General features: G+C 68.7%; 12 protein-coding genes. 7 read left to right on the top strand and 5 right to left on the bottom strand.

The genetic code is table 11. The features are described from left to right. Nucleotides 1-62 precede the first annotated feature (62 nt). Nucleotides 63-2,654, bottom strand: coding sequence for an aminopeptidase N (pepN, locus tag ASG37_RS09580; protein ID WP_055758968.1), 2,592 nt, complete (start codon nt 2,652-2,654; stop codon nt 63-65). Nucleotides 2,655-2,755: 101 nt separating this feature from the next. On the opposite strand from pepN, the gene ASG37_RS09585 reads away from it, so the two are divergent. From ASG37_RS09585 to ASG37_RS09595, 3 genes are all read left to right on the top strand, one after another. After that, nucleotides 2,756-4,447: a M20/M25/M40 family metallo-hydrolase gene (locus ASG37_RS09585; RefSeq protein WP_055758972.1), complete on the top strand. Its 1,692-nt coding sequence runs from the start codon at nt 2,756-2,758 to the stop codon at nt 4,445-4,447. 110 nt (nt 4,448-4,557) lie between these two features. Further along, nucleotides 4,558-6,174: a M28 family peptidase gene (locus tag ASG37_RS09590; protein ID WP_055758975.1), complete on the top strand. Its 1,617-nt coding sequence runs from the start codon at nt 4,558-4,560 to the stop codon at nt 6,172-6,174. Nucleotides 6,175-6,327: 153 nt separating this feature from the next. Beyond that, nucleotides 6,328-7,155, top strand: coding sequence for a hypothetical protein (locus ASG37_RS09595; protein WP_055758978.1), 828 nt, complete (start codon nt 6,328-6,330; stop codon nt 7,153-7,155). Here the strand turns inward: ASG37_RS09595 and ASG37_RS09600 are convergent. From ASG37_RS09600 to ASG37_RS09610, 3 genes are all read right to left on the bottom strand, one after another. Beyond that, nucleotides 7,065-7,982 carry a DMT family transporter gene (locus ASG37_RS09600; protein WP_055758981.1) on the bottom strand — a complete coding sequence of 306 codons (918 nt, stop codon included), beginning with the start codon at nt 7,980-7,982 and terminating at the stop codon, nt 7,065-7,067. The two genes, ASG37_RS09595 and ASG37_RS09600, sit on opposite strands and share 91 nt — an antisense overlap. Beyond that, nucleotides 7,979-8,980, bottom strand: a complete 1,002-nt coding sequence (locus ASG37_RS09605) for a threonine aldolase family protein (protein WP_055758984.1) — start codon at nt 8,978-8,980, stop codon at nt 7,979-7,981. The genes ASG37_RS09600 and ASG37_RS09605 overlap by 4 nt, the downstream gene beginning before the upstream one ends. A 393-nt stretch (nt 8,981-9,373) precedes the next feature. Further along, nucleotides 9,374-11,635 (bottom strand): transglycosylase domain-containing protein, encoded by a 2,262-nt coding sequence (locus ASG37_RS09610; RefSeq protein WP_082448211.1) that lies wholly within the window; start codon nt 11,633-11,635, stop codon nt 9,374-9,376. A 136-nt stretch (nt 11,636-11,771) separates the two neighbouring features. Here ASG37_RS09610 and ASG37_RS09615 point away from each other — a divergent pair, with 136 nt between their 5' ends. Then, nucleotides 11,772-12,134, top strand: coding sequence for a hypothetical protein (locus ASG37_RS09615; protein WP_055758989.1), 363 nt, complete (start codon nt 11,772-11,774; stop codon nt 12,132-12,134). A gap of 79 nt (nt 12,135-12,213) precedes the next feature. Here the strand turns inward: ASG37_RS09615 and ASG37_RS09620 are convergent, their stop codons facing one another. Further along, entirely contained in the window at nt 12,214-12,780 is a 567-nt protein-coding gene (locus ASG37_RS09620; protein WP_055758992.1) for an HNH endonuclease, read from the bottom strand. A gap of 77 nt (nt 12,781-12,857) precedes the next feature. On the opposite strand from ASG37_RS09620, the gene gluQRS reads away from it, so the two are divergent. Genes gluQRS through ASG37_RS09635 form a run of 3 tightly spaced genes read left to right on the top strand, consistent with a single transcriptional unit; the run spans nt 12,858 to nt 14,534 of the window. Continuing rightward, nucleotides 12,858-13,730: a tRNA glutamyl-Q(34) synthetase GluQRS gene (gene gluQRS, locus ASG37_RS09625; RefSeq protein ID WP_055758995.1), complete on the top strand. Its 873-nt coding sequence runs from the start codon at nt 12,858-12,860 to the stop codon at nt 13,728-13,730. Between the two features lie 10 nt (nt 13,731-13,740). Next, entirely contained in the window at nt 13,741-13,968 is a 228-nt protein-coding gene (locus ASG37_RS09630) for a twin transmembrane helix small protein (protein WP_055758999.1), read from the top strand. Next, nucleotides 13,968-14,534 carry a cob(I)yrinic acid a,c-diamide adenosyltransferase gene (locus ASG37_RS09635; RefSeq protein ID WP_055759002.1) on the top strand — a complete coding sequence of 189 codons (567 nt, stop codon included), beginning with the start codon at nt 13,968-13,970 and terminating at the stop codon, nt 14,532-14,534. The genes ASG37_RS09630 and ASG37_RS09635 overlap by 1 nt, the downstream gene beginning before the upstream one ends. Nucleotides 14,535-14,552 lie beyond the last annotated feature (18 nt).

Here is a 14,552-nt window from a genome sequence, read left to right on the forward strand (position 1 = left end):
TTTTCGCATCGCATTGATTCGAAAAAGACTAACCGGGATTGATTGACGAGGGGTGAAACCGCTTACCCCAGCGACTTGCCCACCTGCTCCAGCATATCCTTGGACAGTCCCGGCACCGACAGGATGCGCTCCAGCTCAGCGCGCATTCGCTGGCCGCGCGCCGCGTCGAATCGCCGCCACCGCGCGAGCGGGGGCAGCATCTTGGCGGCGGTCTGCGGGTTGATCCGGTCGAGCGCGATCAACCGGTCGGCGAGGAAGCGGTATCCCGCGCCGTCGATCCGGTGGAACGCCTTCTGGTTCATCGCGAACGCGCCGATCAGCGCGCGGGCGCGGTTGGGGTTGGTCAGCGTGAAGTCGCGGTGCCCGGCCAGTTCCTCCACCTGCTCGAACGCATCGGTGCGGGTCGATAGCGCCTGCGTCGTGAACCATTTGTCGAGCACCAGTGCGTTGTCGCGATACCGGTTGTAGAAGATGTCGAGCGCGGCGATGCGCGCGTCGGCATCCGAATTGACCAGCGTCATCAGCGCGCCCTGTCGGTCGGTCATGTTGTCGGCGGCATCGAATTGGGCAAAGGCGATGGCGGCGGCATCGGCCGCGCCCGACGCGGCGATATAGCCCAGCGCCACGGTGCGCAGTCGCCGCTTGCCCTTGGCATCGGGGGTATAGGCGAAACCGTCGGGCGCGGCGGTGGCGGCATAGACCTCGCGCCAGTCGGCGATCAGCGCCCGGCCGATGTCGGCCCGCAGCGCCTCCCGCGCGGCGAAGATCGCATCGGGATCGACGATACCCATCTGGTCGCCGACGAAACTGTCGGACGGCAGCAGCACCGCCTCGGCCACGAACGCGCGGTCGAGCCGGTCGTCGGCCAAGGTGTTCGCCACCGCCTGCACCACCGCGTCATGCTCGCCGCGCCCGCCCGCGACCGACGCGACCAGCGTGTCGAGCATCAGTTGCTGCATCGCCTCGTACCGCGCGAACGGATCGTCGTCATGCGCGCTCAGGAAGGCGAGGTCGGCCGAACTGCGATCGGTTTCGACGATGACGGGTGCCGAAAAGCCGCGATTGATCGACAGGATCGGCCGCTCGGCCACCACTTCGAAGGTGACGCTGGCGGTTTCCTCCTCCAGCAGCACCAGATGCTCCTCGCTTGCCGGCTCGCCCGTCTCGCCGCCGAACAGCTTGACCCTGAGCGGCAGGACCATCGGCCGTTTCACCTCCTGTCCCGGCGTCGGCGGCACCATCTGCCGGAGCGTCAGCGTGGCGCGCCCGCCGCCGGCGGTATGCTTCAGCATCGCCGAGACGCGCGGCGTCCCCGCCTGTTCGTACCAGCGGCGAAAGCGCGACAGGTCGACGCCCGAGGCTTCCTCCATCGCGACCACGAAATCCTCGCAGGTGGCCGCCGTCCCGTCGTGCCGCGCGAAATACAGGTCGGTGCCGGCGCGGAATGCCTGCGGCCCCAGGATCGTCGCGATCATCCGCACGACCTCCGCCCCCTTGTTATAGATGGTGGCGGTGTAGAAGTTGCTGATCTCCTGATACGCATCGGGCCGGATCGGGTGGGCCAGCGGCCCGGCATCCTCGGGGAACTGCGACGCGCGCAGCGACCGGACATCCTCGATCCGCTTGACCGCCGCCGATCCCTGATCCGCCGAGAACCCCTGATCGCGGAACACGGTGAAGCCCTCTTTCAGCGAGAGCTGGAACCAGTCGCGGCAGGTGATGCGGTTGCCCGACCAGTTGTGGAAATATTCGTGCGCGACCACGGCAGCGATGCCGTCATAGTCGTAATCGGTCGCGGTATCCGGGTCGGCGAGGATGTAGCGGCTGTTGAAGATGTTCAGCCCCTTGTTCTCCATCGCCCCGAAATTGAAATCATCGACCGCGACGATGTTGAACACGTCGAGGTCATATTCGCGCCCATACACCCGTTCGTCCCACGCCATCGACGTTTTCAGCGCGTGCATCGCATGGTCGGTCTTGGCCAGGTCGGCGGCGCGGACCCAGATGCCGAGGTCCACCTCGCGCCCCGACGCGGTGACGAAATGCGACCGGTTGGCCACCAGATCGCCCGCCACCAATGCGAACAGATACGATGGCTTGGGGAAGGGGTCGTGCCACTCCGCCCAGTGCCGCCCGTCGTCCAGATCGCCTGCGCCCACCGGATCGCCGTTCGACAGCAGCACCGGGAAGCGCGCCTTGTCGGCGGTCATGCGTACGCGGTAGCGTGCCAGCACATCGGGCCGGTCGGGGAAGAAGGTGATACGACGGAACCCCTCCGCCTCGCACTGGGTACACAGGTTCCCGCCCGAGGCGTACAGCCCCATCAACTGGGTATTGGCCTGCGGTTCGATCACGACTTCGGTCGTCACCTCATGCGCGTCGCCGGTGAGCGGCACGACCAGCACCGGGCCGTCCATATGCCAGCCATCGAACGCCACGCCGTCGACCTTCACCGCGCGTGGGGTCAGCCCGTCGCCGTCCAGCCGCAACGGCTCGTCGCCGTGCCGCACCACCGACAGCGTCGCGGTGACATGCGTGCCGCGCGGATCGAGGTCGAAATCCAGCGCCACGTCGCGCACCTGCCATGGGGGCGCGCGATACGCATCGCGCCGGATGACGGGCGGGGCGATCGGGGTGCGCGTCGCATCGAGCATAAGCATAGGGACTTCCGTTGGTGCCGGTCGCAGCCGGCGCGTTGCACGCCGCCCCGACTGGCGGTACGCCTGTATCTATGATCGCTTGTCGAAGGATTCCAATGTTCCGTCCAGCCTTGTCGCTTGGTCTTTTGTTCAGCACCGCCGCGCTCGCCCAGACGCCGCCTGCGCCCGCACCCGCCACGCCCGCCGCGCCGACCGCCGCTGAGGTTCAGGCGAGCAATGCCCAGATCAACGCCGTCCTGCCGCCGGCGCAGGCGGCGATGAAGGCGCATGTCATGTTCCTCGCCAGCGACGCGATGCGCGGCCGCGACGCGGGGTCGAGCGAATTCGACATCGCGGCGCAATATGTCGCCTCGCAATTCTATGCAGCGGGGCTGCGTCCGGCGGGCGACGACGGCAGCTATCTCCAGCGCGTGCCGCTCATCAAGGTCGGCCCGGCCGACATGGGCAAGCTCGCCCTGAACGGTCAGCCGCTGACCTTCGGGCAGGAGTATCTGCCCGGCGTCAATCCGGCGTCGGCGCAGACCACGCTGGCGGCACCGGTCGTCTATGTCGGCTATGGCGTGTCGTCGCCGTCGCGCGACGATTATGCCGGGCTTGATGTGCGCGGCAAGATCGTCGCGGTGGTGCGTGGCGCGCCCGATGGCCTCGACAGCGAGGAAGCGGCGCACTTCAGCGGCCTGCCGACCAAGGCGGCGATCGCCAAGGCCAAGGGCGCGGTCGGCGTGATCGCGCTCCAGACACCCGAAGCGGCGGCGCGCATGCCGATGTCGAAGGCCGTCGCCACCGCGCAGCCGACCAGCGTCACCTGGGCGGAAGCGGACGGCAAGGGCCACATCATGGGCGACGGCGTGCCGACGCTCGCGACGCTGTCGGCGGCCGGCGCCGAAAAGCTCTTCGCCGGATCAGGCACCACCTGGGCCAGGGCGGCGACCGCGCTGGAGGGCAAGGGCAAGTTCCGTGGGATCGCGCTGAAACCCCGCCTCGACGTGGCGATCAGGACCACCACGACCCCGTTGCCCAGCTACAACGTCGCCGGCATCCTGCCCGGCAGCGATCCCACCGTGGCGCCCGAAACGGTCGTGCTGTCCGCCCACCTCGACCATGTCGGCGTCGGCAGCCCGAATGCGAAGGGCGACACGATCTACAACGGCGCGATGGACAATGCGGTCGGCATCGCCTCGCTGATTGAGGAGGCCAAGCGCTTCAAGGCGGCGGGCAAGGCGCCGCGCCGCTCGATCCTGTTCCTCGCGGTCACGGCCGAGGAAAAGGGCCTCGTCGGCTCGGACTATTTCGCGCACAATCCCACGATCGCCGGGGTGATCCCCGGCGGCAGGATGGTCGCCGACGTCAACCTCGACATGCCGATCATCACCTACAAGTTCACCGACGTCATCGCCTTCGGCGCGGCGCGATCGACCTTGGGCGACATCGTCAAGCGCGCGGCGGCACAGGCGGGGGCCAGCTTCTCGCCCGATCCGATGCCGGAAATGGCGCTGTTCGTCCGCTCGGACCACTACCGCTTCGTGCAGCAGGGCGTGCCCTCGGTCTTCCTGTGGCCGGGCACCTCGGGGCCGGGCAAGGCGGCGGTCGATGCGTTCTTCGCCAACAATTACCACAAGCCCTCGGACGAGGTCGTGCAGGGGCCGCCGATCGACTGGGAATCGGGCGAACGCTTCATCAACGTGAACTACCAGATCGCCCGCGACATCGCCGACGCCCCCCAGCGCCCGGCGTGGAACAAGGGCGATTTCTTCGGCACGCTGTATAACGGGTACGGCGCGAAGTGAGCTGACCGCCCACACCCCCTCGTCACCCCGGAACGAGTCCGGGGTGACGAAGGGGGATGCGGAACCGGCTTCATGCCATCCTCCGCCGACCTTTTGATCGGGACACCCCCATGCGCTTCCTGCCCCTCACGCTGCTGCTCGCATCCACCACCGCGCTGGCGCAGACCGCGCCGCCGCTCACCCCGCAGGAAGCCGCGATGCGCGCGCATGTCGCGTTCCTCGCCAGCGACGCGATGCAGGGGCGCGAACCCGGCACCCCCGAATATGACCGCGCCGCCGCCTATGTCGCCGATCAGATGCGCGCGGCCGGCCTGCAACCCGCCGGCGACGACGGCGGTTATCTGCAGAAGGTGCCGCTCGCCGCGCTGGTGCCGAACGGCGAGGGGCGGCTGACCGCGCCCGGTCGCCCGGCGCTGACCTTCGGCACCGATTACGTCACCCCGACCAGCTTCCGCGACGCCGACTTCCGGCGCGGTGGCGAGGTGGTATTCGTCGGGCGCGGCGTCGTCGATGCGACGCATGGGATCGACGACTATGCGGGCCTTGATGTGCGGGGCAAGATCGTCGCCTATCTCTACGGCGCGCCCGCCGGCCTGCCGAGCGAGATCCGCGCGCATCTGGCCAGCGGCGATTCGAAACGTGCCACTGCGGCGGCGAAGGGCGCTACGGCCGTGATCGCGATCGAGAATGCCGAACAGGCCAAACGCTACCCCTTCAGCTACATTGCCGGTGTCTGGCGCGCGAAGCGGATGACGTGGGTGGGCAAGGACGGCGTGCCGCACGTCGTCGCCCCCGCCGCGCAGGCGGTCGCTGCGCTGAGCGCCACCGGTGCGGCCAAGCTGTTCACCGGCACGAAGATCGACTGGGCGGCGGTGGTAAAGGCCGATGCGGCGGGCCAGCCGACCCCGCGCGGGGCCACCGGCGTGCGCGTGTCGACGCAGCAGCGCGGGATCGTCACCCGGTTCGACAGCAGCAATATCGTCGGCAAGCTGCCCGGCAGCGACCCAGCCTTGCGCGACCAATATGTCGCGCTGTCGGCGCATCTCGACCATATCGGCGTCTCGACCGATCCCGACCTGCCGGCCGGCGCGGACCGGATCAACAATGGCGCGATGGACAATGCCGCCGGCACCGCCGCGATGATCGAGGCGGCCAAGCTGTTCGCCACCGACGTGAAGAAGCCGCGCCGCAGCCTGTTGTTCGTGAGCGTCACCGCCGAGGAAAAGGGCCTGATCGGCAGCGACTATTTCGCGCAGAATCCGACGGTGCCTGTCGGATCGATCGTCGCCGACGTGAACCTCGACATGCCGATCCTGACCTATCGCTTCGAAGACCTCGTCGCGATCGGCGCGGACCATTCGACCGTGGCGCAGGCGGTCGGCCGCGCCGCCGCCGTGCGCGGGCTGAAACTCACCCCCGATCCTGAACCCGAGGAAGCGATCTTCGTCCGGTCGGACCATTACAGCTTCGTCAAGGCGGGCATCCCGGCGGTATCGCTCGACACCGGTCCCGCCGGCCCGGGCAAGGCGGCGATCGCCGACTTCCTCGAACACCGCTACCACCAGCCCGGCGACGACATGACCCAGGCGTTCGACTGGGCGGCGGGGCGCGCGTTCGTGGGGCTCAACCACGACATCGCGCTCGACCTTGCCAATGCCGACGAACGGCCGCGCTGGAACAAGGGCGATTATTTCGGCCTGCTCTATGGCGGCTACGGCGCGAAGTGATGGCATGACGGGTCCTCGCCCCCCATCGTCACCCCGGACTTGTTCCGGGGTCCACCGTGCCGCGAACGCCGCAATCGTTGCTTGCGCGGAACCGTGGACCCCGGAACAAGTCCGGGGTGATGGCGGGATCGGAACGAACGAAAGCGAACGACCATGCGCCTGCTGATCTTCGGCACGGGCTACACCGCCCGCGCCATCGCCGACCGGCTGGAGCCGCACGGCTGGCGCGTCGCCGGCACCACCCGCGACGGTCGCGCTGGCACCATCGCCTTCGCCGACCATGATCGGGTGGCGTTCGAGGCGCGCGCCGCCACCGCGATCCTGTCGAGCATCCCGCCCGATGCCGATGGCGATCCGGTGCTGAATGCCTACCGCGATCTGCTGGGCGGTCCGGTCCTCGCCTATCTCTCCTCGACCGGGGTGTATGGCGATGCCGGCGGCGGCTGGGTCGACGAGGCATCGCCCATCGCCGGCCGCCGCGCCGGCCGCAACGCCGCCGACGCCGACTGGCTGGCGATGGGCGCGCGCGTGTTCCGCCTCCCCGGCATCTACGGCCCCGGCCGCTCGCCGCTCGACCGGGTAGCGGAGGGCAAGGCGCACCGCGTCGACCTGCCCGATCAGGTGTTCAGTCGCATCCATGTCGCCGACATCGCCGACGGCGTCGCGCGCGGCCTTGCCGCGCCCGCCGGGGCCTATAACCTCGCCGACGACCTGCCGTGTTCGCAGAACGAAGTCGTCGCTTATGCCGCCGCGCTGCTCGGCCTGCCCCCGCCGCCGTTCGTGGCCTTGGAGACGCTCAGCCCGATGGCCCGCGCCTTCTATGCCGAGAACCGCCGCGTCGCCAACGGCAAGGCCAGGCGCGTGCTCGGCTGGACCCCGGCCTATCCCGACTACCGGTTCGGCCTGCGTGCCTTGAGCGCCACCACCAGCCCGACCAGCGCCAGCGCCGCGCCTGCGCCTGCCAGCAGCGACCAGCGATAACCCTCGAACAAGGTCGACAACAGCATCGCGATCACCGGCACGATCACGCCGTTATACGCCGCCTTCGCCGGGCCGATCACCCGGATCAGCCCGAAATACAGCGTGAACGCCACCGCCGAGGCGACGATGCCGAGGTAGAACAGCCCGGCGACATAGCCCCACCGCCAGTCGAACACCGGCGCCCCCACCGTCGCCCCGGCATAGGTCGCGTCGATCGTAGCACCGATCAGCATCGCGATCCCCAGCACCGGCACCATCGGATAGGCCCGCGCGGTTGGCGTCGCCTGCATCACATTGGCCGCCGATGCCGCGAATACGCCCGCCAGCGCGATGCCCAGCCCCAGCAGCACCTCGCCCCCGCTTTCGGGATGCACCCGTGCTTCATGCAGGAACAGCAGCGCGACGCCGCACAGCGCGATGCCCGATCCGACCAGCAACTGCCTGCCCATCCGCTGGCCAAGGAAGATACGCGCCAGCACCGCATTGGGCACGATCAGCAACGCATACATCAACGCCACCAGCCCGGAGGTGATATGCAGTTCGGCGCGATAGACGAAATTGAAGTTCAGGCAGAATTGCGCGACGCCGAGGCCCGCGGCGAACAGCCACCCGCGCCGGTCGAGCGCGAACCGGTCGCCGCGCATCGCCGCCCATGCCAGCATCGTCACCCCCGCGATCACGAAGCGATACGTGACCGACCAGGATGCCGGCACCACGCCCAACTGGTCACGGATGACGATCCACGTCGATCCCCAGATCAGCGTGACGATGCCGAATGGCACCAGCACGGCGGCGGTCGCCGAGCGGGGTGGGGCGGCGTCGCTCACAGCGCGGCGATCGCGCGGGCCAGTGGTGCCACGACCTCGGCCCCCTGATCCCACGCCACCACCAGCCGCGCCTGCCCCTCGCCCCAGTCGTAGAAATCGAACCCTTGCGCGCGCAGGCCCACCGCCTCGTCTGCGCTGAGCGCCACGAACACCTCGTTGGCCTGCACCGGATGCACCAGCCGCGCGCCCGCGGCTTCCGCCAGCATCGCTGCCCCGGCATTGGCGGTGCGCGCATTGGTCAGCCACACGTCGTCGTCCAGCATCGCCAGCAACTGCGCTGCGAGGAACCGGCCCTTCGACGCCAGCAACCCGGCGCGCTTGCGGCGATATTTCGCGACCTTCGCCAGTTCGGGGCGGAAGAACACCAGCGCCTCGGCCGACATGCCGCCGTTCTTGATGAAGCCGAAGCTCAGCGCATCGACCCCGGCCTTCCACGTTACCTCGGCGGGTGTGCAGCCGAGATGCGCCACCGCATTGGCGAAGCGCGCCCCGTCCATATGCAGCCCCAATCCCCGCTCACGCGCGACCGCACCGATCGCCGCCACTTCGTTGGACGTATAGACGCATCCCGCCTCGGTCGCCTGGGTGATCGATACGACCTGCGGCTGCACCTGATGGACATCGTCGCGCACCGTGGACAGGAACGCGGTGATCGCATCCGGGGTCAGCTTGGCATGTTCGCCGTCGAGCAGCATCAGCTTGGCGCCATGGGTGTAGAATTCGGGCGCGCCGCCCTCGTCATTCTGTATATGGGCCTCGCGGTGGCACACGATGCCGCCATGCGGCGGACACATCGCGGTCAGCGCGAGGCAGTTCGCGGCGGTGCCCGACGGCACCCACAACACCGCGACCTCGCACCCGAACAGCTCGCCGAACCGCGCGTCGAGCCGCCGGCTCAGCGCATCACCGTCATAAGCGGTATCTTGCCCGTTTGCCCCGAGAATCGCCTCCAGCACGGCGGGATGGGCGGGGGCGGCATTGTCCGAAAAGAAACGCATGACCAGCGCCTTGGAACGCGGGCGGGCGGGGGTCAACCGTTGCCCGAACCCGTCCGTGGGTCCCGGTACGAAGTGGGATGGCTATGGGTCGAGGATGGGTGGCGATGGGTGGCGGGCGATGGAGAGAGGTGCTGGCCGACAAATCCAAACCGTCACCCCGGACTTGTTCCGGGGTCCACGTCGCCGCTTACGGTGAGTCTCGCTCTCCGGCGACAGCGCCTGCGGATCGGTGGACCCTGGAACAAGTCCGGGGTGACGAATATGGAGCGTCCCCGTTCTTCATTCCCGCGAAGGCGGGAATCCATAGCCGCAACCGTTGCGGCCCAAGACCCCACGTCAGCGTCTATGGATTCCCGCCTGCGTGGGAAGGACGAAAGATACCTCGACGAGCCCCTACTGCTCGCCCTCATCCTCCGGCGCGCGCCGATCGTCCACCGGTGGCGGGCCGTCATTCTCGCGCCGCCGTTCCCCGCGCGGATTGAACCGCACCTGCCCGTCGCGGTCGAGCGACACGTCGAAGCCCGGTCCCTCCACCGTCACCGGCCCCTCGTCGGGGATGCCCAGCGCTTCCTGTACCGCGTCGATCGCATTGTCGATCGGTTCGGGTTCGGCCACCACCGGTTCGGGCGCGCGCAGGTCGAGCGCCTGGCGCATGAAGTCGCGCCAGATGCGTGCGGGCAATCCGCCCCCGGCCAGCCCCGGATTGGGCGTATTGTCGTCGTTGCCCAGCCACACCCCGGCGACAATCCCGCCGGCATAGCCGATGAACAGCGCGTCGCGGCTGTCCTGCGTCGTCCCGGTCTTGCCGAACGCCTCTACGGGCAGGTTCGCGGCGCTGCCCGTGCCCTGCCGGATCGATGCCGCCAGCAGCGTCCGCATCCCCTCCAGCTCGTGCTTGCCCAGCGATTTGCGCGACGAGCGCAGCTTGTCGAGCCAGCTCGGCTCCTGTTCCTCCACCAGCCCGCGCGGCACGATCGGCGCCTCGCCGGCGGCGATCGCGGCATAGGCGCTAGTGAGTTCGAGCAGCGACACGGTCGAGGTGCCAAGCGCGATCGACGCCTCGTTGGCGATCGGCGTGGAGATGCCCAGATCGCGCGCGGCGCGGATCACGTTCTTGACGCCGACCTCCTTGGTCAGCCGGGCGGCGGCGACGTTGCTGGAACGCTGGAACGCGCGGGTCAGGCTGATCGTCCCCTGATAGCGGCCGTCGCTGTTTTTCGGACTCCACTCGCCGATCGTCACCGGTTCGTCGAGCACGTCGCTGTCGGGATCGAGGCCCGATCGCAGCGCGGCGAGATAGACGAACAGCTTGAAGGTCGACCCCGGCTGCCGCCGCGCCTGCACCGCGCGGTTGAAGGGGCTGGCGCGGTAATCCTTGCCGCCGACCATCGCGATCACCCGCCCGTCGGGTCGCATCGCGACGATCGCGACCTGCGTCTGTTTCAGCCCGGCGTTGCGCACCGCGCGCTCGGCGGCGCGCTGCATCTTCACTTCCAGCGTGGTCGTGACCTTGCGATCCGCGCCGATCCCGCCGGCGCGGTCGCGCGCCTGCGGCAAGACCCAGTCGGCGAAATAGGTGCCCGACGGCAACGTCCGGGTGCCGCCGACGCGCAGCACGGCCGGCTGGACGCGGTCGGCCTCGGCCGGCGTCAGATAGCCCGCCGCCTCCATCGCGCCGACGACGACCTTCTGCCGCGCGCGCGCGCCCTTCAGATTGTCGGTCGGGGCAAGGCGCGAGGGGGCCTTGACCAGTCCCGCCAGCATCGCCGCCTGTCCGACGGTCAGGTCCTTGGGCGCGCGGCTGAAATAATGGCGCGCGGCGGCATCAAGGCCGTACGCATTGTCGCCGAAATAGGCATTGGACAGATAGCGCGACAGGATTTCATCCTTGGTCAGCCACGCTTCCAGCCAGAAGGCGATCATCACCTCGCGCAGCTTGCGCGCCGCCGTCCGGTCCGAATCGAGGAACGCATTCTTGGCGAGCTGCTGGGTGATCGTGCTCGCCCCCTGCCGCACGCCGCCCGCCGCGGTATTGGTCCACAGCGCGCGGGCGATGCCGCGCGGGTCGACCCCCCAATGGGTGCGGAACCGTCGGTCCTCGATCGCCATGAACGCTTCCGTCACGTGCGCGGGGAGCTTGGCGGCGTCGACCGGCTTGCCGATGTTCGCGCCGCGCTCGGCGATCGGTTTTCCTTCGGCCGACAGCAAGGTGATCGACGGCGGGGCAGGCGGTTCGAGCGACTTGGACAGCGGCGCGGTCAGCGCCAGCCACGCGATCGCGATGACCAGCAGGACGATGAGCACGCCCAACCCCCGCATCGCCCAGCGCAGATACCAGCGCAGCGGCCGCTTGCGCCGGGGCGGCTCCGCGCCGCCGCCATCGCCTTGACCACCGCCGCCACCAGCACCGGGAAACGACCGGTCGAATGCCGCCAGCGCGCCATCGAACGAATCGATCCGCTGCCGCCGTGTCCCCGGATCGTCGCGCAGCGTGCGCGGCGGTTCGGCCGGCGCGCCGTCCAGCGTCCGCCTGCGCGCCAGCGCCTCGCCCGACAAGGGGCGGGATAGCCGCCCGATGTCGCCCGGCGCGATCCTCGGGTCGGGCGACTCCCCGGACGGAGCGTGGTCGGGACGGGAAACGCGGCGCCGGAACATCACACTGTCCTATTGGGATAGGACAGCGCGCGCAAGCGGCGTTGCGGCGGGCCGAACCGTCCGCCGCGCACCCTTGCCGGAACCGCCGGGTGCTGCCGCGCGCTGGACCCTCCACAATCACTGGAGACAAGCGACCATGGACGACGATCGCATCTGGAGCTTCGAGGAAAGCCTGTGGACTGCTGATGCGGCGCACTATGAGGAGTCGGTCGACGACGAATGCCTCATGGTGCTGCCGACCCCGCCGTTCGTCTTCACCGGCCGGCAGGCGATCGACGCAGTGAAGGACACCCCGCGCTGGGATCAGGTATCGCTGACCGACCGCCAGGTCGCCCGCCCGCAGGAAGGGCTGATCGTCGTCGCCTACAAGGCAGAAGCGCAAAAGGGCGGCGAGGCGTATCTGGCCTATTGCACCTCGACCTACCGCTGGATCGAGCACGGCGTCTGGACCGTCGTCCAGCACCAGCAGACCCCGCCGCTGACCTCGAAGGGCGAATAAGCGCTACGCCGAACCAGACGTCATTCCAGCGAAGGCTGGGATGACGCCGGGTGGCAGCGGCACGATCCAGCCGTCCCGCTCACGCCTCCAACTCGACGTCCCAGTACAGCCAGTCGTGCCACGTCTCGTGCAGATGGCCCGGCGGGAACCGCCGCCCCTGTTCCTGCAACTGCCAGCTCGTCGGGCGGATCGGCGCGACGTACAGCGGCATCGCCGCCTGCTTGGGCGTGCGGCCTCCTTTGCGCAAATTGCACGGCGCGCAGGCGGTGGCGACATTCTCCCAGGTCGTGCGGCCCCCTTGCGCGCGCGGGATGACGTGATCGAACGTCAGGTCGTGCGCCGCCCCGCAATATTGGCAACTGAACCGGTCGCGCAGGAACAGGTTGAACCGGGTGAACGCCGGAAATGCCGATGGCCGGACATATTGCTTGAGCGCGATCACCGACGGCAGCTTGATGCTGGCGGACGCGCTGCGCACTTCGCGCTCATATTCCGCCACGATGTCGACGCGGTCGAGGAACACCGCCTTTACCGCCGTCTGCCACGGCCAGACGCTCAACGGGTAATAGCTCAATGGCGTATAGTCCGCGTTGAGCACCAGCGCGGGACAGCCATCGGGATGGCGGAGGCGATCGGGATGGTACATGAAGTCCCCCTCGCGTAAAGGTCGCAGCCGATATGATCGGCATCGATTACGCTGGCATGACAGCACGGCGCGACCCCATGAGTCAAACCGGTGCCGTCGTCACCCGCTTCGCCCCCAGCCCCACCGGGCCGCTCCACCTCGGCCACGCGCTCGCCGCGATCGAATCGCATGATCGCGCGCGGACGTCGGGCGACCGTTTCCTGCTGCGGATCGAGGATATTGATGCCGGCCGCAGCCGCCCCGAGCATGTCGCCGGCATCGTTGCCGACCTCGACTGGCTCGGGCTGGCATGGGACGGCGAGGTAGTGTTCCAGTCGCAGCGGATGGCGCACTATGCCGCCGCCCTCGACCGGTTGCGCGCGCAGGGCCTACTCTACCCGTGTTTCTGCACCCGCTCCGACATCGCCCGCGAGGTCGCCGACAGTGCGTCGGCCCCGCACGGCGCGGACGGGGTGCGCTATCCTGGCACCTGCCGCGCGCTGCCCCGCGACCCCGCGCTGCTCGCCCGCCCGCACGCATGGCGGATCGACATGGCGCGCGCGGTCGCGCTCGCGGGTCTGCTCACATGGACCGACGAGATCGCCGGCACGATCGCCGCCGATCCGCTCCCCTCGGGCGACGTTGTCCTCGCGCGCAAGGACGCTGGCACCAGCTATCACCTCGCCGTCACCGTGGACGATGCCGCGCAAGAGATCACCCACGTCGTGCGGGGGGTTGATCTGTTCCACGCTACCCACATCCACCGGCTGTTGCAGGCGCTGCTCGACCTGCCGGTCCCGACATGGCGCCACCACCGGCTGCTGACCGGCCCCGATGGCCAGCGCCTTGCCAAGCGCAGCGGCGCGTCCGCGCTGGCGCTGCTGCGCGCGGGCGGCGTCGACGGACCGGCACTGGCCGACGATCTGCGTGCTGGCCGGCTACCGCTTGGCATCGGCACCACAAGTCCCTAGCTTCAGGCCCATGAACACCTTCCTCGTCCTGTTGCTGATCGCGGCGATGATCGCTGTCGTCGTCGCGCTCGTGCGCGGCATCGTGTCGTTTCTGGCGCAGGGCAGCGCCGAGGTGCGCGGTGAGGGGCCGAGCGAACACGCCATCAAATCGAACAAGATGATGCAGGCCCGCGTGCTGTTTCAGGCGATCGCGATCCTGATCGTCGTCGTGCTGCTGTTCGTCGCCGGCCGCACCTGATGGTCAAGCTCAACCGGATCTACACCCGCACCGGCGATGCGGGGACGACCGGCCTTGTCGACGGATCGCGCGTGGCGAAGGATGCCGCCGTGGTGCAAGCGATGGGCGATGTCGACGAGGCCAATTCGGCGCTTGGCCTTGCCATTGTCGCATTGGGCGACGATCCCGCCATGGCGACGCTGCTGACGATCCAGAACGACCTGTTCGACGTGGGAGCGGACCTTGCCACCCCCGCCGGCATCGACGGTGCGCTGCGCATCGTCCCCGGTCAGGTGACGGCCGTCGAGGCGGCGATCGACCGGGTCAACGCTGACCTCACGCCGCTCACCTCGTTCATCTTGCCCGGCGGGACGGGTGCCGCCGCCGCGCTGCACCTCGCCCGCGCCATCGTTCGCCGCGCCGAACGCTCGGCGGTCGCCGCCGATCATATCGCGCGGCTCAATCCAGATTTATTGGCCTATCTCAATCGCTTGTCTGATTTTCTGTTCGTACTGGCCAGAAAGCTGAACAAAAACGGGACATCGGACGTTTTATGGGTGCCTGGGGGGGAGCGCCCCCGGCCATAGCAGCGGGAGCAGGCCGGA

This window comes from Sphingomonas sp. Leaf407, assembly GCF_001425385.1.
In the GTDB taxonomy this organism is placed as follows: Bacteria; Pseudomonadota; Alphaproteobacteria; order Sphingomonadales; family Sphingomonadaceae; genus Sphingomonas.

Bases quoted from the DNA above. Each gene is read 5' to 3' on its own strand.
- ASG37_RS09630 (WP_055758999.1), top strand. From the start codon at position 13,741: ATGAACACCTTCCTCGTCCTGTTGCTGATCGCGGCGATGATCGCTGTC.
- ASG37_RS09615 (WP_055758989.1), top strand. From the start codon at position 11,772: ATGGACGACGATCGCATCTGGAGCTTCGAGGAAAGCCTGTGGACTGCT.
- ASG37_RS09605 (WP_055758984.1), bottom strand. From the start codon at position 8,980: ATGCGTTTCTTTTCGGACAATGCCGCCCCCGCCCATCCCGCCGTGCTG.
- ASG37_RS09635 (WP_055759002.1), top strand. From the start codon at position 13,968: ATGGTCAAGCTCAACCGGATCTACACCCGCACCGGCGATGCGGGGACG.
- ASG37_RS09610 (WP_082448211.1), bottom strand. From the start codon at position 11,635: ATGTTCCGGCGCCGCGTTTCCCGTCCCGACCACGCTCCGTCCGGGGAG.
- pepN (WP_055758968.1), bottom strand. From the start codon at position 2,654: ATGCTCGATGCGACGCGCACCCCGATCGCCCCGCCCGTCATCCGGCGC.
- ASG37_RS09620 (WP_055758992.1), bottom strand. From the start codon at position 12,780: ATGTACCATCCCGATCGCCTCCGCCATCCCGATGGCTGTCCCGCGCTG.
- gluQRS (WP_055758995.1), top strand. From the start codon at position 12,858: ATGAGTCAAACCGGTGCCGTCGTCACCCGCTTCGCCCCCAGCCCCACC.
- ASG37_RS09585 (WP_055758972.1), top strand. From the start codon at position 2,756: ATGTTCCGTCCAGCCTTGTCGCTTGGTCTTTTGTTCAGCACCGCCGCG.
- ASG37_RS09590 (WP_055758975.1), top strand. From the start codon at position 4,558: ATGCGCTTCCTGCCCCTCACGCTGCTGCTCGCATCCACCACCGCGCTG.
- ASG37_RS09595 (WP_055758978.1), top strand. From the start codon at position 6,328: ATGCGCCTGCTGATCTTCGGCACGGGCTACACCGCCCGCGCCATCGCC.